Annotated in this window: 18 protein-coding genes; 4 read left to right on the top strand and 14 right to left on the bottom strand. The window is 63.5% G+C overall.

The features are described 5' to 3' along the window. Positions 1-93 precede the first annotated feature (93 nt). The 12 genes from purD to JNA92_RS18940 all read right to left on the bottom strand — a co-directional run bounded on the left by purD (position 94) and on the right by JNA92_RS18940 (position 15,206). Positions 94-1,389 (bottom strand): phosphoribosylamine--glycine ligase, encoded by a 1,296-nt coding sequence (gene purD, locus JNA92_RS18995; RefSeq protein WP_039602987.1) that lies wholly within the window; start codon positions 1,387-1,389, stop codon positions 94-96. A gap of 167 nt (positions 1,390-1,556) precedes the next feature. Further along, complete coding sequence (purH, locus tag JNA92_RS18990) at positions 1,557-3,164, bottom strand: bifunctional phosphoribosylaminoimidazolecarboxamide formyltransferase/IMP cyclohydrolase (RefSeq protein ID WP_241806188.1); 1,608 nt, start codon at positions 3,162-3,164, stop codon at positions 1,557-1,559. Positions 3,165-3,245: 81 nt separating this feature from the next. After that, positions 3,246-3,566, bottom strand: coding sequence for a DNA-binding transcriptional regulator Fis (fis, locus tag JNA92_RS18985; protein ID WP_008093076.1), 321 nt, complete (start codon positions 3,564-3,566; stop codon positions 3,246-3,248). Continuing rightward, positions 3,563-4,576, bottom strand: a complete 1,014-nt coding sequence (gene dusB, locus JNA92_RS18980) for a tRNA dihydrouridine synthase DusB (protein ID WP_241806187.1) — start codon at positions 4,574-4,576, stop codon at positions 3,563-3,565. Before dusB ends, fis begins: the two co-directional genes overlap by 4 nt. Positions 4,577-4,782: 206 nt before the next feature. Next, the gene (locus tag JNA92_RS18975) at positions 4,783-6,111 is read right to left on the bottom strand and encodes a DUF3426 domain-containing protein (protein ID WP_241806186.1); all 1,329 of its coding nucleotides are present in this window, start codon (positions 6,109-6,111) and stop codon (positions 4,783-4,785) included. A gap of 42 nt (positions 6,112-6,153) precedes the next feature. Then, positions 6,154-7,032: a 50S ribosomal protein L11 methyltransferase gene (gene prmA, locus JNA92_RS18970; RefSeq protein ID WP_241806185.1), complete on the bottom strand. Its 879-nt coding sequence runs from the start codon at positions 7,030-7,032 to the stop codon at positions 6,154-6,156. 293 nt (positions 7,033-7,325) lie between these two features. Then, positions 7,326-8,681 carry an acetyl-CoA carboxylase biotin carboxylase subunit gene (gene accC / locus JNA92_RS18965; RefSeq protein WP_241806184.1) on the bottom strand — a complete coding sequence of 452 codons (1,356 nt, stop codon included), beginning with the start codon at positions 8,679-8,681 and terminating at the stop codon, positions 7,326-7,328. A 17-nt stretch (positions 8,682-8,698) separates the two neighbouring features. Beyond that, positions 8,699-9,160 carry an acetyl-CoA carboxylase biotin carboxyl carrier protein gene (accB, locus tag JNA92_RS18960; protein ID WP_241806183.1) on the bottom strand — a complete coding sequence of 154 codons (462 nt, stop codon included), beginning with the start codon at positions 9,158-9,160 and terminating at the stop codon, positions 8,699-8,701. Positions 9,161-9,261: 101 nt separating this feature from the next. Further along, the gene (gene aroQ, locus JNA92_RS18955) at positions 9,262-9,714 is read right to left on the bottom strand and encodes a type II 3-dehydroquinate dehydratase (RefSeq protein WP_241806182.1); all 453 of its coding nucleotides are present in this window, start codon (positions 9,712-9,714) and stop codon (positions 9,262-9,264) included. A gap of 179 nt (positions 9,715-9,893) precedes the next feature. Then, the gene (locus JNA92_RS18950; protein WP_241806181.1) at positions 9,894-11,675 is read right to left on the bottom strand and encodes a protein-disulfide reductase DsbD; all 1,782 of its coding nucleotides are present in this window, start codon (positions 11,673-11,675) and stop codon (positions 9,894-9,896) included. A gap of 76 nt (positions 11,676-11,751) precedes the next feature. After that, positions 11,752-13,599: a methyl-accepting chemotaxis protein gene (locus JNA92_RS18945; RefSeq protein ID WP_431312474.1), complete on the bottom strand. Its 1,848-nt coding sequence runs from the start codon at positions 13,597-13,599 to the stop codon at positions 11,752-11,754. A gap of 227 nt (positions 13,600-13,826) precedes the next feature. Beyond that, entirely contained in the window at positions 13,827-15,206 is a 1,380-nt protein-coding gene (locus tag JNA92_RS18940) for a diguanylate cyclase (protein ID WP_241806179.1), read from the bottom strand. A 245-nt stretch (positions 15,207-15,451) separates the two neighbouring features. Between JNA92_RS18940 and JNA92_RS18935 the strand changes: the two genes are divergently transcribed. Together JNA92_RS18935 and JNA92_RS18930 are read left to right on the top strand one after the other, a co-directional pair. Next, positions 15,452-16,519, top strand: a complete 1,068-nt coding sequence (locus JNA92_RS18935) for a DUF2333 family protein (protein ID WP_241806178.1) — start codon at positions 15,452-15,454, stop codon at positions 16,517-16,519. Between the two features lie 2 nt (positions 16,520-16,521). After that, positions 16,522-17,058 carry an NUDIX hydrolase gene (locus tag JNA92_RS18930; RefSeq protein ID WP_241806177.1) on the top strand — a complete coding sequence of 179 codons (537 nt, stop codon included), beginning with the start codon at positions 16,522-16,524 and terminating at the stop codon, positions 17,056-17,058. Here JNA92_RS18930 and JNA92_RS18925 read toward each other — a convergent pair. After that, on the bottom strand, positions 17,049-17,660 hold the full coding sequence (locus JNA92_RS18925; protein WP_241806176.1) for a transferase: 612 nt from the start codon (positions 17,658-17,660) through the stop codon (positions 17,049-17,051). The genes JNA92_RS18930 and JNA92_RS18925 overlap by 10 nt on opposite strands. A gap of 243 nt (positions 17,661-17,903) precedes the next feature. Between JNA92_RS18925 and JNA92_RS18920 the strand changes: the two genes are divergently transcribed. Together JNA92_RS18920 and speA are read left to right on the top strand one after the other, a co-directional pair. Continuing rightward, positions 17,904-18,275: a translation initiation factor Sui1 gene (locus JNA92_RS18920; protein ID WP_241806175.1), complete on the top strand. Its 372-nt coding sequence runs from the start codon at positions 17,904-17,906 to the stop codon at positions 18,273-18,275. A 149-nt stretch (positions 18,276-18,424) separates the two neighbouring features. Next, complete coding sequence (gene speA, locus JNA92_RS18915) at positions 18,425-20,338, top strand: arginine decarboxylase (RefSeq protein ID WP_241806174.1); 1,914 nt, start codon at positions 18,425-18,427, stop codon at positions 20,336-20,338. 43 nt (positions 20,339-20,381) lie between these two features. Here the strand turns inward: speA and JNA92_RS18910 are convergent, their stop codons facing one another. Continuing rightward, positions 20,382-21,719 (bottom strand): MATE family efflux transporter, encoded by a 1,338-nt coding sequence (locus JNA92_RS18910; RefSeq protein WP_241806173.1) that lies wholly within the window; start codon positions 21,717-21,719, stop codon positions 20,382-20,384. Positions 21,720-21,799 lie beyond the last annotated feature (80 nt).

The raw sequence follows: 21,799 nt of genomic DNA, 5'->3' as shown, positions 1-21,799 counted from the left end.
CGCGGCGCGCCAAGTCGAAGGCAAGGCCCCGATGGGGCCATGTCGACGAGCCGAAAGCCGCACGCGCAACACGCTGCGGCTATCCGGTCAAGGTTATTGCTGGTGTTCACCGCGCTCGCGGGCAATGGCCCGATAGCCGATGTCGGTACGGTAGAAGCTACCGTTCCAGGTGACTTCCTTGGCGAGGCGGTAAGCCTGCTGCTGGGCATCTGCGACCGTGCTGCCCATGGCCGTGGCGCAGAGCACGCGGCCACCGTTGGTCACGACCTGGCCGTCCTTGAGCGAAGTACCGGCATGGAACACCTTGCCTTCGATCTTGGCTGCGGCCTCCAGGCCACTGATCGCGTCGCCCTTGGCGTAGTCGCCCGGGTACCCGCCGGCAGCCAGCACCACACCCAGGCTCGGGCGCGGGTCCCACTGCGCTTCGACCTTGTCCAGCGCCTTGGCGAAAGCGGCTTCGATCAACAGCACCAGGCTCGATTCCAGGCGCAGCATGACTGGCTGGGTTTCCGGGTCGCCAAAGCGGCAGTTGAACTCGATGACCTTGGGGTTGCCCGCCTTGTCGATCATCAGGCCGGCATACAGGAAGCCGGTGTACACGTTGCCTTCTTCGGCCATGCCGCGCACGGTCGGCCAGATCACCTGGTCCATCACGCGCTGGTGGACATCGGCGGTAACGACTGGGGCAGGGGAGTAGGCACCCATGCCGCCCGTGTTCGGGCCGGTGTCCTGGTCACCCACGCGCTTGTGGTCCTGGCTGGTGGCCATTGGCAGCACGTTGTGGCCGTCGACCATCACGATGAAGCTGGCTTCCTCGCCGTCGAGGAACTCTTCGATCACCACGCGCGAACCGGCTTCGCCAAAGGCGTTGCCTGCGAGCATGTCGCGCACGGCGGCTTCGGCTTCTTCCAGGGTCATGGCGACGATCACGCCTTTGCCTGCAGCCAGGCCGTCGGCCTTGATCACGATCGGCGCGCCTTTTTCCTGCAGGTAGGCCAGGGCCGGCTCGATCTCGGTGAAGTTCTGGTAGTCGGCGGTCGGGATCTTGTGGCGAGCCAGGAAGTCCTTGGTGAATGCCTTGGAGCCTTCCAGCTGGGCCGCGCCCTTGGTCGGGCCGAAGCAGTCCAGGCCGCGGCTGCGGAACAGGTCCACCACACCGATGACCAGTGGCGCCTCGGGGCCCACGATGGTCAGGTCGACGTTCTTCTCGGCGAAGTCTGCCAGTTGCTCAAGGGCGGTCACGTCGATGGCAACGTTCTCGCACTTGGCTTCAATGGCGGTACCGGCGTTGCCAGGGGCAACGAATACTTTCTCGACGCGTGGATCCTGGGCGACTTTCCAGGCCAGGGCGTGCTCACGGCCGCCGCTGCCGATGATCAAAACTTTCATTACAGGCTCCTTCGGAGAAGCTGCAAGCTGCAAGCGTCAAAAGAAAGCGGTTGGCGCTGATCCTTTCACGTGCTCACAACTCAGGGATTCAAGGGGCTGTGGCTGCAAGCAGGAGCAATTTGCCCTGCTCTTGCTTGCAGCCTGCAGCGTAAAGCTTGCCGCTGCTATCAGTGGCGGAAGTGGCGCATACCGGTGAATACCATGGCGATGCCGGCTTCGTCAGCGGCAGCGATCACCTCGGCATCGCGCATCGAACCACCTGGCTGGATCACGGCGCTGATACCCACTTTAGCGGCATTGTCGATGCCATCACGGAACGGGAAGAACGCGTCCGACGCCATGACCGCACCTTGCACTTGCAGGCCGGCATGCTCTGCCTTGATGGCAGCGATGCGCGCGGAGTTGACGCGGCTCATCTGGCCAGCGCCGACGCCGATGGTCTGGCGCTGCTTGGCGTAGACGATGGCATTGGACTTGACGAACTTGGCCACCTTCCAGGCGAACACCAGATCGTGGATTTCCTGCTCGGTCGGTGCACGCTTGGTGACGATCTTCAGGTCTTCGGCGGTGATCATGCCGTTGTCGCGGCTCTGCACCAGCAGGCCACCGTTGACGCGCTTGAAGTCCCAACCGGCGGCACGCTCGGCTGGCCACTCGCCGCACTCCAGCAGACGTACGTTCTGCTTGGCAGCCACCACGTCGCGGGCAGCCTGGGAGATTTTCGGGGCGATGATCACTTCGACGAACTGGCGCTCGACGATGGCCTTGGCGGTTTCGCCGTCCAGTTCACGGTTGAAGGCGATGATGCCGCCGAAGGCCGACTCGCTGTCGGTGGCGTAGGCCAGGTCGTAGGCCTTGCGGATACCGCCCTCGTCCTCAGGCACCACGGCAACGCCGCAGGGGTTGGCGTGCTTGACAATGACGCAGGCCGGCTTGACGAAGCTCTTCACGCACTCCAGCGCGGCGTCGGTGTCGGCCACGTTGTTGAACGACAGCGCCTTGCCCTGCAGCTGGATGGCGGTGGAAACGCTGGCTTCGCCTTTGTTGGCTTCAACGTAGAACGCCGCGCTCTGGTGCGGGTTCTCGCCGTAGCGCATTTCCTGAGCCTTGACGAACTGGCTGTTGAAGGTGCGCGGGAACTCGCTGCGCGCTTCGGTGGACAGCGTGTCCTTGGCCTGGTCGATGGTGCCCATGTAGTTGGCGATCATGCCGTCGTACGCCGCCGTGTGCTCGAAGGCCTTGAGCATCAGGTCGAAACGTTGGGCGTAGGTCAGGCCGCCGGCCTTGAGGCCTTCGAGGACGCTGGCGTAGTCGCCGGCGTTGACCACGATGGCGACGTCCTTGTGGTTCTTGGCAGCCGAACGGACCATGGTCGGGCCGCCGATGTCGATGTTCTCGATGGCGGTCGGCAGGTCGCAGCCAGGCTTGGCAATGGTGGCTTCGAACGGGTACAGGTTGACGGCGACCAGGTCAATCGGCTTGATGCCGTGCTCGTTCATGATTGCGTCGTCGACACCGCGACGGCCGAGGATGCCGCCGTGGATCTTCGGGTGCAGGGTCTTGACCCGGCCGTCCATCATTTCGGCGAAGCCCGTGTAGTCGGCCACTTCCACCGCGTTCACGCCGTTGTCCTTGAGCAGCTTGTAGGTGCCGCCGGTGGACAGGATCTCGACACCGAGCTGCTGCAGCTCACGAGCGAATTCGAGGATACCGGTCTTGTCGGAGACGCTGATCAGGGCGCGGCGGACTGGCAGGCGGGTAGTCTGGTCGGTCATTTCGGATTCCAATAACGCGGTGGAGTCAGCAAAAAAGGCGCCTCTGTTCAGGGAGCCGCCTTTTCTGATTGGGATTCTGGCTTACAACAAGTCGTACTGCTTGAGTTTCTTGCGCAGGGTGCCTCGGTTGAGCCCGAGCATCTCGCTGGCCTTGGTCTGGTTGCCCTTGACGTAATTCATCACGCTTTCGAGCAGGGGCGCCTCTACTTCGGAGAGCACCAGGTTGTACACGTCAGTGACGGTAGCGCCTTCCAGGTGTGCGAAGTAGTTGTGCAGCGCCTTCTCGACGCTGTCACGAAGGGTCTGGCCCTCTTCGCTCGGCGTGTTGAGGTGCTGTTTGAGGTTGGCGTTGTCGCTCACGGGCGTTGTTCCACTCACTAATGTCTCGGTCATCATCGTCATGCGGCCACCCCTTGTCCGTCCTCTGTCTCAAGGCTCTGTCGACGTTCGCTGAAAAAAGCTCGAACGTTGGCGCACTGCGCTTGTGTGTCTTCCAAAGCGTTGAACCGGGAGCGAAACTCCTTGCCGCCGGGTCGTGTTGCCAGGTACCAGCCGACGTGCTTACGGGCGATACGTACGCCCATCACATCGCCATAGAAGGCGTGCAGCGCGGCAAGGTGCTCCAGCAGGATACGTTCCACTTCGTCCAGCTGCGGGGCCGGCAAATGCTGGCCCGTCCCCAGGTAATGCTCGATCTCGCGAAAGATCCAGGGCCGCCCTTGGGCGGCCCTGCCAATCAGCAGACCGTCGACGCCGGTGGCGTCCAGCACCGCCCGGGCCTTTTCTGGCGAAGTGATATCGCCGTTGGCAAAAACCGGAATGGACACCGCCTGCTTGATGGCAGCGATGGTGTCGTATTCGGCTTCGCCGGTGTACAGGTCGGCGCGTGTGCGGCCATGCACCGCCAGCGCCTGGATGCCAGCCTGCTCGGCGATTCTCGCCACGTTCAGGCCGTTCTTGTTCGCCCGGTCCCAACCGGTGCGGATCTTCAGGGTCACCGGGACGTCCACCGCGCCGACCACGGCGTGGAGAATCTCGCTGACCAGCGCTTCATCTCTCAATAAAGCAGAGCCTGCAGCTTTGTTGCAGACTTTTTTTGCCGGGCAACCCATGTTGATATCGATGATCTGGGCGCCAGCTTCGACGTTGGCCCTGGCAGCCGCTGCCATCATCTGCGCATCGCCACCGGCGATCTGTACCGAGCGTGGCTCGGGATCGCCTTCGTGAATGCGGCGCAGGCTGGACTTGCGGCTGTTCCACAGGCTCATGTCGCTGCTGACCATCTCCGACACCACCATGCCCGCGCCCAGGCGCTTGCAAAGTGTACGGAAAGGCTGGTCCGTGACCCCGGCCATGGGCGCGAGGATCAGGTTGTTACGTAGTGTATATGGGCCGATGCGTACCGCCGACATAGGTGTTCCCTGTTGTGGGGCCGAATCATTGGAGTCGAAAAAGGGTTGGCATAATACCCGCTCTCGGTGACCGGATAAAGATGGATTTGGATAAATTCTGAACAGTTGCAGGCTTATGACCAGGCGCTACAAGCTGCAAGCTGCAAGCGGCAAGAGGGAGCAGACCGGTTGTCGGCTCGCTTCTCTTGCAGCTTGCAGCTCGGCGTCTATTCGGGGGAGCGGAAGCTCAAGCTGTAATTCACCGCTCTAGGGCCAGGGTCGAGGATATCCAGGGCAATGTGGATGGGCGTCTGGCTGGGCATTTCGCCACGGCCGGCCAGTTCACCCGAGAGATACTCGCTCGGCTTGAAGCGCCGGCTGGCGATCAATTGGCCATTGAGGTCGGCAAAACGCAGCTCCAGCAGAGGGAACGGCTGGGCGAAGGGGGCGCGGTTGTAGATGATCGCGTCGACGATCAGCGCGCCCTTGAAGTCCGGGTGGCTGCGCACGACCAGGTTGCTGCTCTTGATCCGGCCAATATCGACGCGGGTAGGCACCTCACAGCCAAGCATCGGGCACAGCTGCTGGAAGAGCGGGCGATACTGGTCCTGGCGCGCCATTTCATCGAAATGGAACCACACGTACTGGAAGGCCAGCAGGCCGGCGGCCAGCAGCGTGAGCACGGTCCAGAGCACGCGCTTGCCCCAGTGGGGGCGCGGCTTTTCCCAGCCCAGTTGCAAAGGGTCGTCGACCACGTCGATGAGCGGCTCCTTGCGTGACGCACGCGACGCCTTGGCGGTGAAGCCAGGTTCAAGGCGCTCGCCGGTCAGCCCCGGGGCAGGGGTGGCATCGTGCGCCGAAAGATGCAGATCCGTATCGTCATCATCACGGGCACTCAGGCCCTTTTCGTGAACGGGTTCGTCATCTGGCGGCAGCCGCTCGGGGAAGTCGTTCGGGTTGTCGCGCTCGGCGGGCCGATGCACGGCAGGTTCATCATCGAAGTCCAGGTCCAGGTTGCCGTCCAGCGTGGGCTCGGTGCGATCGCCCGGGGCAGGCTCCAGGTCCAGCGGCTCTGGCTTGAGCAGTACCGGGGCGGGCTCTTCGGGCTCCAGCGGCTCATGGTGATCGTCGGTCGCATTACCGAACAGCTCGTCGCCATGGGGCTCGGCGGCGGGCTCGTTACGCCGCGCCTGTAGTGCATCGACAGGGGCGGCGGGGCGCGGCTCGTCTGCCTTGCCACGGCGTTCGAGGCGGGCCAGTTCCTGGTCCAGGTCAAGTTCGTCGAGGGCTTGAGCTGTGGCTGCCCAGTCTTGCGGCTCGGCGGCTGGGCGCTCGCTGACCGGTGGCTCGGGCGCAGTGACTGGCCCAACCGCCGGGATTGGCGGCACTGCCGGGGCGGCGCTGGCGCGGTTCTGCTCCAGCAGTTGCTTCGCCGCGTTGAACACCTGCAGGCAATGGCCGCAGCGCACGACCCCACGCGCCACGCTCAATTGGTGGTGGGTGACGCGAAAGCTGGTCTGGCAATGCGGGCACTGGGTGACGAAACTGTCGGTCATGCGGCGATCCGGGAGCTGTGCAGAAAAGTATTTTAGGCCCGCTTAGCGGCGGCGACCACTGATGCGTACCCAGCCGTCGCGTACGACGATCGGGTCCAGCTCGAAGTCGGCAGCGTAGGCTGCGGCCACTTCCTCACCCTGTTCGGCGAGGATGCCAGACAATGCGAGCAGGCCGCCTGGGCGTACCAGGCCGGACAGCTGCGGCGCCAGCGAGACCAAAGGGCCTGCGAGGATATTGGCGACCAGCACGTCGGCCTGCATGGCCGGCATATGCTCGGGCAGGTACAGCGCCAGCTTCTCGTCGGCGACGCCGTTGCGCTGGGCGTTGTCACGCGAGGCTTCGATGGCCTGCACGTCGATGTCGGTACCGACCGCTTCGCGTGCGTCCAACAACAGTGCGGCAATCGCCAGAATGCCCGAACCGCAGCCGAAGTCCAGGACCTGGGTGCCTTCGAGCTGCTGGCCGTCGAGCCATTCCAGGCACAGGGCGGTGGTTGGGTGGGTGCCGGTGCCAAAGGCCAGGCCTGGGTCAAGCAGCAGGTTTACGGCGTCCTTTTCCGGCGCCTCGTGCCAGCTTGGCACGATCCACAAGCGGCGGCCGAAGCGCATTGGCTGGAAGTTGTCCATCCAGCTGCGTTCCCAATCCTGATCCTCGATCACTTCGGCCTGGTGTTCCGGCAGCTGCGTGCCGGTCAGCAGGCGCAGGTGAGCGAACACCTGTTCAGGGTCGGCGTCGGCCTCGAACAGTGCCAGCAGGTGGGTATGCGACCACAGCGGCGTGGTGTTGAGGTCGGGTTCGAAGATCGGCTGGTCTTCGGCGTCCATGAACGTGACCGACACGGCGCCGACTTCGAGCAGGGCGTCTTCGTAGGTTTCGGCTTGTTCCGGGCTGATGGCCAGGCGTACTTGCAGCCAAGGCATGGCGGGCACCTTTGGTAAATCGAGAGGGGCAGCCCGAGGCTGCGCGAAGGCTGGCAGTTTACGCGAGTGCGGGGTGTTTGTGGATGGCTTGAGGCGCTGCCTGCAGCCCAATGGCCGGCAAGCCGGCTTCCTTAGGCCCTTCAGTGTTTTTCAGTGTAGTGATCTGACCGGAGGTGCTGCTTTGTTCGCGATCGGCCCAGTAAATGGGGTGCTGCATGACCGTTGGCGTGAAAAAGCCCCACAAAAAACCCCGGCACAGGGCCGGGGTTCGGGGTTGCATCACGCTAACGCGATCACTCCTGGTTGGCCAGTTTGTGCTCGAGGTAGTGGATGTTCACGCCGCCTTTGCAGAAACCTTCATCACGCACCAGGTCGCGGTGCAGCGGGATGTTGGTCTTGATGCCGTCGACGACGATTTCGTCCAGGGCGTTGCGCATGCGGGCCATGGCTTCATCGCGGTCTTTGCCGTAGGTGATCAGCTTGCCGATCAGCGAGTCGTAGTTCGGCGGAACCGAGTAACCGCTGTACAGGTGCGAATCGACGCGAACGCCGTTGCCACCCGGGGCGTGGAAGTGCTTGACCTTGCCTGGGCTCGGAATGAACTTCTTCGGGTCTTCTGCGTTGATCCGGCACTCCAGCGAGTGACCGCGGATCACCACGTCTTCCTGACGGATCGACAGCTTGTTGCCAGCGGCGATGCTGAGCATCTCCTTGACGATGTCGATACCGGTGACCATCTCCGAGACCGGGTGCTCAACCTGCACACGGGTATTCATTTCAATGAAGTAGAAACGGCCGTTTTCGTACAGGAATTCGAAGGTGCCGGCGCCACGGTAGCCGATCTCGATGCAGGCATCGACGCAACGCTTGAAGACTTCCTGGCGGGCCTTCTCGTCGATGCCCGGAGCAGGTGCTTCTTCCAGTACTTTCTGGTGACGACGCTGCAGCGAGCAGTCGCGGTCGCCCAGGTGGATAGCGTTGCCCTGGCCGTCGGACAGCACCTGAACTTCCACGTGACGTGGGTTGGTCAGGAACTTCTCCAGGTAGACCATCGGGTTGCCGAAGGCGGCACCGGCTTCGGTACGGGTGAGCTTGGCCGAGGCGATCAGGTCCTCTTCCTTGTGCACCACGCGCATACCGCGGCCACCACCACCACCGGCGGCCTTGATGATCACCGGGTAGCCGACGTCACGGGCGATCGCCAGGGCGACCTCTTCGTCTTCCGGCAGCGGGCCATCGGAACCTGGTACGGTCGGTACGCCGGTCTTGATCATCGCGTCCTTGGCCGACACCTTGTCGCCCATCAGGCGAATGGTGTCGGCGCGCGGGCCGATGAAGGCAAAACCGGACTTCTCCACCTGCTCGGCGAAATCGGCGTTCTCTGCGAGGAAGCCGTAACCCGGGTGGATGGCGGTAGCGCCTGTCACTTCAGCAGCGGCGATGATCGCCGGGATGTGCAGGTACGAATCTTTGGACGAAGCAGGACCAATGCAGACCGACTCGTCTGCCAGGCCCAGGTGCATCAGTTCACGGTCGGCCGTGGAGTGCACGGCGACGGTCTTGATGCCCAGTTCTTTGCAGGCACGCAGGATCCGCAGGGCAATTTCCCCGCGGTTGGCGATCAGGACTTTTTCCAGCTTCCCAGACATCGTTGGCTCTCCGCGAATCAAACGATGGTGAACAGCGGCTGGTCGAACTCAACCGGCTGACCGTCTTCCACCAGGATGGCGTCGATAACGCCGCCGATATCGGCTTCGATGTGGTTCATCATCTTCATCGCTTCGACGATGCACAGCGTGTCGCCTTTCTTCACGCTCTGGCCCACTTCAGCGAAGTTCGGCGAGGTCGGCGAAGGTTTGCGGTAGAAGGTACCGACCATTGGCGAGCGGATCACGGTGCCTTTGAGCGCCGGGGCGGTGGCGGCAGCTTCGGCAGCCGGCGCAGCAGCAGCGACCGGAGCAGCTGCAGGTGCGGCAGCCATTGGCGCAGGTGCGTAGAACTGCTGAGCGGCTGGGGTCTTGCTGTGACGGCTGATACGGACCGACTCTTCGCCTTCCTTGATCTCCAGTTCGTCGATGCCAGACTCTTCCAGCAGCTCGATCAGTTTCTTGACTTTACGGATATCCATTAATCATCAACTCCCAAAGGTTCGGTCAGGGGGCATAAGTTAAAAACGTATCTGAAACGTTTTTCTCGAACCCCGGCCCACTCAGGCCAGGGCTTCTATCATCAGGGCTGTGCGTTGGCAGCCAGTTGTTCCAGTGCGGCCTCCAGGGCCAGGCGATACCCGCTGGCGCCCAGACCGCAGATCACCCCTACGGCTACATCGGAGAAGTAGGAGTGGTGACGGAACGGTTCGCGTTTGTGCACGTTTGACAGGTGCACTTCGATGAATGGGATGCTCACCGAAAGCAATGCGTCACGTAATGCGACGCTTGTGTGGGTGAAAGCAGCCGGATTGATCAGGATGAAGTCCACACCCTCGTTGCGTGCTGCGTGAATCCGGTCGATCAGCTCGTACTCGGCATTGCTCTGCAGGTATTGCAGGTGATGGCCTGCGGCGCGGGCGCGCTGCTCCAGGTCCTGGTTGATCTGGGCCAGGGTCACGGCGCCGTAGTGGCTCGGTTCGCGAAGCCCGAGCATGTTCAGGTTGGGGCCGTGAAGCACCAGTAGCGTTGCCATCTGCAGATTCCTTGGATTTGTAGGGCAATTCGACACAGCGCGGCGAGTGTGCCGTAAAGCGACCGCAAGTGTCCAGTTCCCGGCAATAGCCAGCACGATGTCCGAGGTTCGCGCGAAGTATGTGACCAAAAAATTAAATCTGGTCACTCCTTCGCAGAATTATGCCGGCACGCGGGAAGTTATAGACCGAGTTTGCCGCGCACGCGCGCCAGAATACCCGCGAATTCGGCGGCGTTTATCTCGCCAATGACCCGATCGGTGGTCATTTCGCTGCCGTTCGCGGCAAAGAACAACAGTGCAGGCGGGCCGAACAGCTGATAGCGGTCGAGCAGGGTGCGTTGCTCGGCGTTGCTTTCGGTGATGTCGAAACGCAGCAACTTGAAGGCGCTCAGTTGGGGTTGGACCTGCGCTGCGTTGAGGACTTCATGCTCGATGACCTTGCAACTGATGCACCAGTCGGCGTACCAGTCGAGCAACACGGGCTGCCCAGCAGCTTTCGCCTCGGCCAGTGCCGCGTCGAGTGCAGCCGGCGTGGTGACGGTTTGCCAGGCATCCACCGAGGCTGCCGGGCCACTGCCGGCACTGGCCGGCGCGGGTGCTGGCAGTGGGCGCAGCGGGTCGCCCTGGCCATGCAGGGCGCCATACCAGCAGGCCAGGCCGTACACCAGCAGGGCCAGGCCCAGCAGTTGCGCCAGGCGTTGGCGTGGCGCCTTGACCACGAACTCCAGCGCCCCGAGGAAAATGGCCACGCCCACGCTCAGGAACCCGACCAGCAACAAGGTCGCCGGCCCCGGCAATACGCGGCTGAGCAGGCCGATGGCCAGGCCCAGCAGCAGTACACCAATAGCGTTTTTCACGGTGTTCAGCCAAGGCCCGCTCTTTGGCAGCCAGGCCGCGCCCCCCGTGGCCACCACCAACAACGGCGCGCCCATGCCCAGGCCCAGGGCGAACAGTTTGAGAGCGCCACCCAGGGCGTCACCGCTGGCACTGATATACAGCAAGGCGCCGGCCAGAGGTGCCGAGACGCACGGCGAAACCAGCAGGCTGGACAGCACGCCCAGCACCGCTGCGCCCAACAGCGAGCCGCCCTTGGTGCGGTGGGCGAGGGAATCGAGGCGATTGCTCAAGGCCTGTGGCAGTTTGAGTTCGAACAGGCCGAACATGGCCAGGGCGAACAGCACGAAGAACAGCGCGAAAGGCACCAGCACCCACGCCGATTGCAGCCGCGCCTGCAGGTTCAGGCTTGCACCGAACAGGCCCATCAATGCGCCCAGCATGGCGAAACTGGCGGCCATGGCCAGCACATAGGCCAGCGACAGGGCCAGGCCGCGCAGGCCACCGACCTGGCCACGCAAGACCACGCCAGAGAGGATCGGCAGCATCGGCAACACGCAGGGAGTGAAGGTCAGGCCAACCCCGGCGAGGAAGAACAGCAGCAGTGATTTCCAGCTCCAGCCTTGTTCGCTGGCCGTCGCGGGGGCGTCGGCGGTGCTACCCCCTGCGCCGTCGATGCTCAGGCGTGCCGTCTCTGGCGGGTAGCACAGGCCCTTGTCGGCACAGCCCTGGTAGCCGACCAGCAGGGTGAAGGCGCGAGCGTCGGTGCGCGGCAGTTCGATGTCCAGTACGCCGTGGTAGACCTCGACGTCGCCGAAGAACTCATCGTGTTTGGCCTCGCCCTTGGGAATGTTCGGCGAGCCCAGGGCGATGTCTGCCGGCTCGGTGCGGAACTGGAAGCGATGGCGGTAGAGGTAATAGCCGTCGGTGGCGACGAAGCGCAGCTTGAGGGTGTGCGCATCAGCCTGGACCAGGCTGAGCTTGAAGGCTTCGTGTACTGGCAGAAAGTCTGCGCTGTTGCTCAGCGAGGCGGCGCCGAGGGTGGCGCTGGGGCGGTTGTCGAGCAGGCCCGTGGCGAAGGCAGGGCTGGCCAGCAGCAGGAAAAGCAGGAAAAACAGGCGGCGCATGGCGTCCTCGCGGGGTGGAACGTGCCGGGCATGATAACGGAGTTGGCCTTCGTTGGGGGGCGGGGCAGGCAAACGATCACAGCCTGAAGGCCCGCACCGCCCGGTTCAGTTCGCCACCAAGGGTCAGCAATTGCTCGCCCTGCTCACGGCCTTCACCGATGCGCTGCAGGTTGTCTTCACCCAGTTCATGAATCCGCTCGCTGTGCCCCCGGATCTCGCTCACCGCATCACTCTGCTGCGCCGTGACGTCAGCAATGCGCACTGCGGTATTGGCTATGGTGCGGATCGCGTTGACGATTTCGTCCAGCGCGCCATCGGCAGCCTGAGCCTGGTCAGCTGTAGCTTGGGCGTGTTCCAGTTGCGCGCGCATGCCCGTCACCGATTCCCTTGCCGCCTGCTGCAGCCGGTCGATCAAGGCCTGGATCTCGCCAGTGGCGCCAGTGGTGCGTTGCGCCAGCGAGCGTACCTCGTCTGCGACCACGGCAAAGCCGCGGCCCATCTCGCCCGCGCGGGCGGCCTCGATGGCGGCATTCAACGCCAGCAGGTTGGTCTGCTCGGCGATCGACCTGATCACCGTGAGCACACCGCCGATGGTGGCCGACTCCTCGGCCAGCTGTTCGATCATGCGTGCATTGCCCTGTACTTCATCGACCAGCGTGCGCAGCCCGCCAAGGCTCTGGCCGATAACCGTCTGGCCTTGCTCCACGGCGCGGCCGGCAGCGCGGCTGGCATCGGCCGCAGAGCTGGCATCACCGGCCACTTGCAAAATGGTGGCCTCCAGTTCGCCCAGTGCATCGCGGATCTGCCCGGTGTCACCCGCCTGGCGCTCTGCGCCGTCATGCAGGGCAGCGCTCATGCCGGCCAGTGCGTGACTGCTGCCGGCCACCTGCTCAGCGTTGTGGCGTATGGTGCCGACCAGCTCTACCAGGTACTGGCGCAGGCGATTGAGCGATTCCTGGATGTCGTGCAACTCGCGGTTGGTCTTGCCCAGGGCGATGGGGGCGGCGAAGTCGCCTTCGGCCCATCGTGACAGCGCCGGGGCCAAGCCAGTCAGGGTACGCGTCAGCCGCCGCTGCAGGGTGTCGATGAGCAGGGCGATCAGCAGGATCAGGCCGATCATCAGGCCCTGGATCAGGCGCACTTCGCTGGCGATACGGGCATGCTGGCCGCGCACTTCAGGCTCAAGGCTGGCAATGGCCTTTTGCACGGCGTCGAGCCGTTCGTTGGTGCTGGCGGCCAGCACGGTACGCCGTTCGATCTGGTCGCGGGTCCGTTGCAGTTCGCCGGGGTAGCGGTTGAGCAGGCTTTGCAGTTCGCGCTTGAGGCCCACGGCAACGTCTTCCTGCTCCCCTGCGGTCTGCGTTTCCAGGCCCATCATGGCAGCGAAATCATCGGCGTTGGATTCAGCGGCGCGGGTCACGCCCAGCAACGGCAGGTTGTCGATGACCTGAGCCTGGGCGCGGATCAATTGCAGCTCGCGTTCCACCTCGTCGGCCAGCTCGGCGCGGCCGCTGCTGACCAGTTTGTCACGGGCCAGCGACAGGCGGCCCAGGTGTACGCTGGCGTCGAACAACGGCAGCAGATAACGGCTAGCCTCGCTGCTGGCGCTGTCGCGGGCATAGTTGGCCAGCTGTTCGAGATTGGCGCCCAGTTCACGTTCGGCCTGCAACAGCAGGGCTTGAGGGTCGCCGGCCAGTTTGCCGGCCGCGAGCAGCTCGTTGGTTGTGAAGGCTTGCAGGCTATCAAGGCTGGGGCGCAATTGGCCGGCCAGCGCTTCAGGCCAGTCGGCCAGTGCCTGCGCAAGCTGTTGGTTGGCCTCCAGCGCCGCCGCATGGCGCAGGGCGTCGCCGCTGCCCAGATAGGCCTGGATGTTGCGCGCGGCCTGGTTCTGGAACTGCTGGGACAGGCCCAGGTAGCGTTCCATCAATTGATAGGGGCGCTCCAGGGCACGCTGCGACCACCACAGGGTTGCACCCAGCGCGATACACACGGTCACCAGTAACAGGGTGTTGAAATTGGTCAGCCACTTCAGGCGCATAGCCGCTAACTTCCTGCGGGGGTGGGGAGGTAGGTGCCTGAAGTTATTGCTATTTTGTGACGCGGTGATGACGATGGTGGCTCAAGGCTATCTTGTTGGCACGGGTCGGCCGCTCAGGGCTCGACCCGTACCACACAGTTGCGCCCGGCATGCTTGGCCCGATACAGCGCCTCATCTGCGGTGCTGGCCATGCTCAATGCATCGAGCTCATCGTCCAGTTGCACGATCCCAGCACTGAAGGTGCACTGCAGGTCGCAGGGTTGCGCGGGGTAGAGGATTTCGGCGAAGCGTCGGCGAATCTCGTCCAGCACCTTGTGGGCGGCATCCAATGCGGTGTTGGGCATGACGATGGCGAATTCTTCGCCGCCATAGCGGCCGATGAAGTCGGTCTTGCGCAGCCGTTGCTTGAGAAAAAGCGCCAGGCTCTTGATCACCCGGTCGCCCATGGGGTGGCCATGGCGGTCGTTGATCTTCTTGAAGTGGTCGATGTCGAGCATGGCAAAGCTCAGCGGCTGGCCCTCGCGACGGGCGCGAAAGCTACAGTCCTCCAGCAGTTGCAGGATGTGCGTGTGGTTGTACAGGCCGGTAAGGCTGTCGCGGACCATGCGCGACTTGAGGTGGCGCGCACGCGCAGCGCGGTTGCGCACGGTGGTGATCAGGTGGCGCGAGCGGATCGGCTTGGTCAAAAAGTCGTCGCCGCCCTCGCTCATGGCATCGAGCTGTTTGTCCAGGTCGTCCTCGGCGGACAGGTAGATGATCGGTACGCTGACGTAGCGGTCGTTGTGGCGGATCACCTTGGCCAGTTCCGGGCCGGAGCAGGCGGGCATGTAGAGGTCGAGAATGATCAGGTCGGGCTGAAAATCAGCCAGCTCGGCCATGGCGCGGATCGGGTCGGTCAGGCTGCGGGTGATCATCCCGGCGCTGCCCAGCACGCGTTCGGTGTGCAGCGCCTGGGTGCGTGAGTCGTCGATGATCAGCACGCGCAGTGGTTCAAGCGGCGCGGTGCTGGTCATGAGCTCAAGCTTCTCAAGCAGGCTGGAGGCCTCCAGTGTGCCGGTGAGAAACGCTTGGCCACCTGCGCGCACGGCGGCCAGACGCGTTGGCGTGTCCGCTTCGTTCAGGCTGAAGAACAACAGCGGGATCGGCTGCTCCAGCCCCGACTGCACCTGCGCCGCCAGTTGCATACCGCAGCCCGGCCCGCCGAAGTCGACATCCATCACGATGGCAGATGGCCCCAGCTCTGCCACAGAGGCCAGCAACGCGTCGACGCTGAACAGCGGTTGCACGCTCAGGCCGAAGAACTCCAGCTGCTGGGCCAGACGCTCGGCACGTTCGTGATCGCGCAGCAGCAGATACACCGGCCTGCGGGCAGGTGGCAGGGTCAACTGGTCAAGTTGGTCGCCCTTGCGCAAACCTGTGCGCGACAGGCGTTGCAGCAGTTGATCGAGCTCCTGCTTGAGGCGCTCTTGGCTCGGCTCCGCGGCTTGGGTCATGTCCTGACTACTTATAGTGGGATGTGCAGGTGCGATGATGGCTCTATGCTAGCAGTTCTTTTCACCCATGCGAGTGCGGCGGATCGACAAAGCGTTGATGACGAATATTCAGTTACTGACTGATTGGTCGCTTATGCGTACGGTGGTGTCTGCTTTATAGTGCAGCAACATGGGCTTGCCGTGGCACCCTGGCATTGGCCTGTGGTCAAAAGCCCTGAACCGTCGTGACTGATAAGGACAAAGCCATGCTGGACTGGAAAAACCGCGAGGCCAAGGCCGAGCCCCGTGAGCGTGTCGATGGCCGCGGTGCTGCCGCCCGTGGCTATTTGGGTGGCCTCTGGAGCCGAGCCCTGGGAACCCTGATCGGGTTGTACCTGCTGGTCTGCATCGGCTTGGGCTGGTACTGGAGCCAGGAACCGGAGCTGTTCCCGGTGCAGCAGACCGCCCAGGCAGCCGCCGAGCGCAATGGCCAACAGATGGTGATTGGTTACACCACCATCGAAACGCTCAAGACTGTGGCCGAAACCCTGCTCAACAAGCCGGGCGGCTACATTTCCAACGATCGCTTCCCGCCGGGGCTGTGGATGGACAACATGCCGAGCTGGGAATACGGCGTGCTGGTCCAGGTGCGTGACCTGTCCCGCGCAATGCGTAAAGACTTCGCCCGCTCGCAGTCGCAATCTACCGAGGACGCGGACCTGGCCAAAGCGGAGCCGCGCTTCAACTTCGATAACAAGAGCTGGATCCTGCCATCCAGCGAGTCGGAGTTCGAAGAGGGCATCAAATCGCTTGCCCGCTATCAGGCTCGCCTGGCTGCAGGCGACAAGGGCGCGATTTTCTACACCCGTGCCGACAACCTGAACAACTGGCTGGGCGATGTCGCCACGCGCCTGGGCTCGCTGTCGCAGCGCTTGTCGGCCAGCGTCGGCCGGGTCAAGCTCAACACCACACTGAAGACCGAGTCGGTGGTTGCCGGCCAGGCGCCGCAGGTGGACGAGGAGGTGGTGGAGACCCCATGGCTGCAGATCGACAACGTGTTCTACGAGGCCCGTGGTCAAGCCTGGGCGCTGTCGCACCTGCTGCGGGCCATCGAGGTGGACTTCGCCGACGTATTGGCGAAGAAGAATGCCACCGTCAGCGTGCGCCAGATCATCCGTGAACTGGAGGCCTCGCAAGAGGCGCTGTGGAGTCCGATGGTGCTCAATGGCAGTGGTTTCGGCATGTGGGCCAACCACTCGCTGGTCATGGCCAACTACATTTCCCGGGCCAACGCTGCGGTCATCGATCTGCGCCAGCTGCTGTCGCAGGGTTGAATATGGCCATCAGCCCCAAAGAGGCCGCCCACCGGGCGGCCTCCGACCGAGAGCTGGTTGCCTGGGTGGACGAAGCCGACCAGGTGCTTGGTGCGCTGCCAAGGGCCGAGCTGCGTGAGCGGGGCCTGATCGGCCGGTGTACCTTCATTCTGCTGTTCAACGGCGCAGGGCAACTCTGCGTACACCGGCGTACCTTGAGCAAGGCGCTATACCCAGGTTACTGGGATGTGGCAGCAGGCGGCATGGTGGCCGCGGGCGAGTCGTATGCCGTCTCGGCAGCCCGCGAGCTGGCCGAGGAACTGGGTATCGAAGGCGTGGCGCTGCAATTTCATGAGCGGTTCTATTTCGACCAGCCGGATAACCGCCTGTGGTGCGCGGTGTATTCGGCGGTGTCCGATGCGCCTTTGCGGCTGCAGCCGGAGGAGGTGAGCGAAGCGCGTTTCGTCAGCCTCGCACAGGTCGCAGAAGATCAGCATATCTACCCCTACTGCCCTGACTCCTTGGCAGCGCTGGCGCGCTACAAGGCTGCTCAGTCGTAGGCGAACTGGTCGATCAGCCCCAGGCGCGGCACCCGGGTACCGGGCTCGAGCACTGCGCCAGGGGCGATGACCGCGTTCGCACCTATCCTGCAACCATCGCCTAGCAAGGCGCCGAACTTGCGCACCCCGGTGTCGAGGGTCGCCTGTGCGTGGCGAATCCTGATGACGGCCCCCTCCAGTTCATTGCGGTAGTTGGCGATGATCGCCCCGGCTTCGATATTGACGTTGGCCCCGATCAGCGAGTCGCCGACGAAGTTGAAATGGGCCAACTTGCTCGAATCGAGCATGAAGCTGCTTTTCACCTCGCAGCTTGGCCCGACGATGCAGTTGCTGGCGATGTAGACGCCGCCTCGCAGGTAGGCACCCGCAGCCACGAAGGCCCCGGGGCCAATGATGATTGCCCCCTTCAGCACCGCCCCGGGCTCGACGACGGCGGTGTGATGAATGGCATGATCACCCTGGCGCCGATACCCTGCGTCGAGGCGCGTCATCAGGGAAAGGACCTGGCTTTCACACGCCTGGGTCACGCCCCATGGGGTGGGCACGGCTACGCCCAGCTCGTGCCAGCTGGCGATGAACGTACCGATTTGAGGTGTCGTCATGGGCCTGTCTCCTGGGTAAGACGCGCCAGTTTGCATCAACGCAGGCGCCGACAGGCGGCGAAGTCGCAAAACATTCGCATAATGGCGCATTCCAGTACTTAGCAATTGCCTGTTTTATCGTTACACTGCGCGCCCTTTTCGGGCTGCCGCAGGTCTTGCGGCAGTAGCGCCGCCCCTGCCAGAGTGGGGCTTCGCGGTCGGCACCTGCCGACCAGTTTTTGTCCTCAGCACAGAGGAACAAAAGTGGCCAAGAAAGCTTCTTCCTTTTCCGCCCTTGGCGGTCTCGTGTTCTCCACCGACGCCGGTCGGCACTGCCCCGACTGCAGCCAGCCGGTGGATGCCTGCATCTGCAAGCAGCAAACCCTCCCCGAAGGCGACGGCATCGCCCGTGTTCGCCGTGAGAGCAAAGGCCGTGGCGGCAAGACCGTGACCACCGTCACCGGTGTACCGCTGCCGCCAGACCAGCTCAAAGCGCTGGCCACCACGCTCAAGCGCCGCTGCGGTACCGGCGGTGCCCTGAAAGACGGGGTAATCGAGATCCAGGGCGACCATGTCGAGCTGTTGATCGGCGAGCTGACCAAACAGGGTTTCAAGGCGAAAAAGTCCGGGGGCTGAGGCCATCCCGCGATTTTTTGCCCAGCGCTTTCTAAACTCGTTCCCGCGACCAGGGTCTATTCCTGGGCACGGATGAATCGTCATTTCCAGCTTTTACACTGCGCCCGCCACCATGTGGGGCAGTGTCTTCGACTTTATAGGGGACTTGAATGTCCGTACGACGCACACGCAAAGACGATGGTAGCCAATGGACCGTGGCCGACAGCCGCAGTGTTTATGGCATCCGCCATTGGGGCGCTGGTTATTTCGCCATCAATGAAGCCGGGCGCGTCGAAGTGCGCCCCAACGGCCCTCAAAGCGCGCCGATCGACCTGTTCGAGCAGGTCGATGAGCTGCGCCAGAGCGGTTTGTCGCTGCCGCTGTTGGTACGCTTCCCCGATATTCTGCAGGACCGCGTGCGCCAGCTGACCGGTGCCTTCGACGCCAACATCGCGCGCCTCGAGTACCAGAGCCAGTACACCGCGCTGTATCCGATCAAGGTCAACCAGCAGGAAGCGGTGGTAGAGAACATCATCGCCACGCAAAACGTTTCCATCGGCCTGGAAGCGGGCTCCAAGCCTGAGCTGCTGGCGGTGCTTGCGCTGGCACCGAAGGGCGGCACCATCGTCTGCAACGGCTACAAGGACCGTGAGTTCATCCGCCTGGCGCTGATGGGGCAAAAGCTCGGCCACAACGTGTTCATCGTCATCGAGAAAGAGTCCGAGGTGGCGCTGGTGATCGAAGAGGCCGCCGAGCTCAAGGTCAAGCCGCAGGTTGGGCTGCGCGTTCGCTTGTCGTCGCTGGCTTCGAGCAAGTGGGCAGACACCGGTGGCGAGAAGTCCAAGTTCGGCCTTTCTGCTGCCCAGCTGATTTCGGTCGTGCAGCGCTTCCGCGATGCCGGGCTGGACCAGGGCATCCGTCTGCTGCACTTCCACATGGGCTCGCAGATCGCCAACCTGGCCGACTACCAGCACGGCTTCAAGGAGGCCATCCGCTACTACGGCGAGCTCCGTGCCCTGGGGCTGCCGGTCGACCATATCGACGTAGGTGGTGGCCTGGGTGTGGACTACGACGGTACCCACTCGCGCAACGCCAGCTCGATCAACTACGACATGGACGACTATGCCGGCGTGGTGGTGGGCATGCTCAAGGAGTTCTGTGACGCGCAGGGCCTGCCGCATCCGCATATCTTCTCCGAGAGTGGTCGCTCGCTGACTGCGCACCACGCCATGCTGGTGATCCAGGTGACCGACGTCGAGAAACACAACGACGACGTGCCGACCATCGAAAACAAGGAAAGCCTGCCCGAGACCGTGCAGTGGCTGGCCGACCTGCTCGGCCCGACCGACATCGAGATGGTCACCGAGACCTACTGGCGCGCTACGCACTACATGGGTGACGTGGCGGCGCAGTACGCCGATGGCAAGATCAGCCTGAGCGAAAAGGCCTTGGCCGAGCAGTGCTACTTTGCTGTGTGCCGCCGCCTGCACAACTCGCTGAAGGCCCGCCAGCGCTCGCACCGCCAGGTGCTGGATGAACTGAACGACAAGCTGGCCGACAAGTACATCTGCAACTTCTCGGTATTCCAGAGCCTGCCGGACACCTGGGCCATTGGCCAGGTACTGCCGATCATCCCGCTGCACCGCCTGGACGAAGAGCCGCTGCGCCGCGCCGTGCTGCAGGACCTGACCTGCGACTCCGACGGCAAGATCAACCAGTACGTCGACGAGCAGAGCATCGAGACCAGCATGCCAGTGCACTCGCTCAAGGACGGTGAGGACTACCTGCTGGGGGTGTTCCTGGTCGGCGCCTACCAGGAAATTCTGGGTGACATGCACAACCTGTTCGGTGACACCGACTCGGTGAACATCTACCAGCACGCCGACGGCAGCGTGTACCACGCCGGTATCGAGACCCACGACACCATCGAAGACATGCTGCGCTACGTGCACCTGTCGCCGGAGGAGTTGATGACCCACTACCGCGACAAAGTGGCCAGCGCCAAGATCACTGCGCGCGAGCGGACCCAGTTCCTCGATGCACTGCGCCTGGGGCTGACCCGGTCTTCGTACTTGTCGTCGTGATTGTCACGGCTGCTCCTGCTACCCCTGCAGGAGCAGCCTTGCATCAGTGAATCCATAGCCCTTTTCGTTGCAGGCGCCAGCCCGTCCAACCCAGCGTAACCGCCCGTAACGCCATGAACCCGAGAAACGCCAACCACAACCCGTGGTTGCCAAACCCACTCATGGCCCATGCCAGCGGCAATGCCATCAGCACCGAAACCAGCATCGCATTGCGCATCTCCCGCGCCCGCGTCGCACCGATGAACAGCCCGTCCAGCAAGTAGCTCCACACCGCAACCAATGGCAGTACCGCCAGGTACGGCAGGTACGGGTATGCCGCCGCGCGCACACTGTCGATGTCGGTCTGCAGGTCGATGAACACATGCCCGGCCAGCAGGAACAGCCCGGCAAACCCCAGGCTGGTGATCAATGACCATCCACAGGCCACGACCAGTGAGCGGCGCAGGGTGTCCCGATCGCGGGCACCGATGGCATGGCCGCACAGGGCCTCCACGGCATGCGCCAGCCCGTCGAGGGCGTAGGCGGTGAGCAGCAGGCCGTTGAGCAGCAGTGCGTTTGCCGCCACCGTCGCTTCGCCCAGGCGTGCGCCTTGCACAGTGATCAGCAGGAACACCAGCTGCAGGGCCAGGCTGCGTAGGAAGATATCGCGGTTGACGGAAAGCAGCGGCCGCCAGGCTTGCCAGCGCTTGAGTGCCGCCCAGGCGATATGCCCGGGGTAGGCGCGCAGGGCAGGGCGGGTCAAGGCCAGCCCCAGCAGTGCGGCCGCCCACTCGGCGATCACCGACGCCCGCGCCGACCCCAGCACACCCCACTCCAGGCCAAGCACGAACCATAGGTTGAGAACGATGTTCAGCAGGTTGGTGGTCAGCAGGATGGCCAGCGGCGCGCGGGCATTCTGTGTGCCGAGGAACCAGCCGACCAGCGCGTAGCTGGCCAGCGCCGCCGGCAGGCCGAGCAGGCGGGTATGGAAGAAGGCCTCGGTCGATTGCTGCAAGGCTTGGCTCGGTTGCATCGCGTGCAGCGCCAATTGGCTGAAGGGCAGCGCCAGCAGGCCGATGAGCACGGCAAAGCCCACCGCTAGCAGCAGGCCTTGCACCAGTACCTGGCGCAACGCAGCACCATCGGCACGCCCTGCGGCCTGGGCAGCGAAGCCGGTGGAGCCCATGCGCAGGAAGCCCATCAGGCCGACCATGAAGGTGAACAGCGTGGCGCCCACGGCCACTGCGCCAAGCTGATGGGCGTGGGGCAGGTGACCGATAACCGTGCTGTCTACCAAGGCTACCAATGGCACCGAGATGTTGGACAGGATCATCGGCGCGGCCAGGGCCCAGACGTTGCGGTGGGTGAGGCGGTGGCGCCAGTCGGTGGCAATTTGCGACATTTGTGTTCCTGAGAAAGCAGGCCGCTATGTGCCCTTCTGGATCGAGAGGCCGCATTGTACCGGCCAGCCACCTGCCGTTG

The sequence above is a fragment of the Pseudomonas putida genome (assembly GCF_022627325.1).
GTDB classification, from domain to species: Bacteria; Pseudomonadota; Gammaproteobacteria; order Pseudomonadales; family Pseudomonadaceae; genus Aquipseudomonas; species Aquipseudomonas putida_X.
Note: the sequence above shows the minus strand (reverse complement) of the source record. Positions and strands in the feature narration are given on the sequence as shown.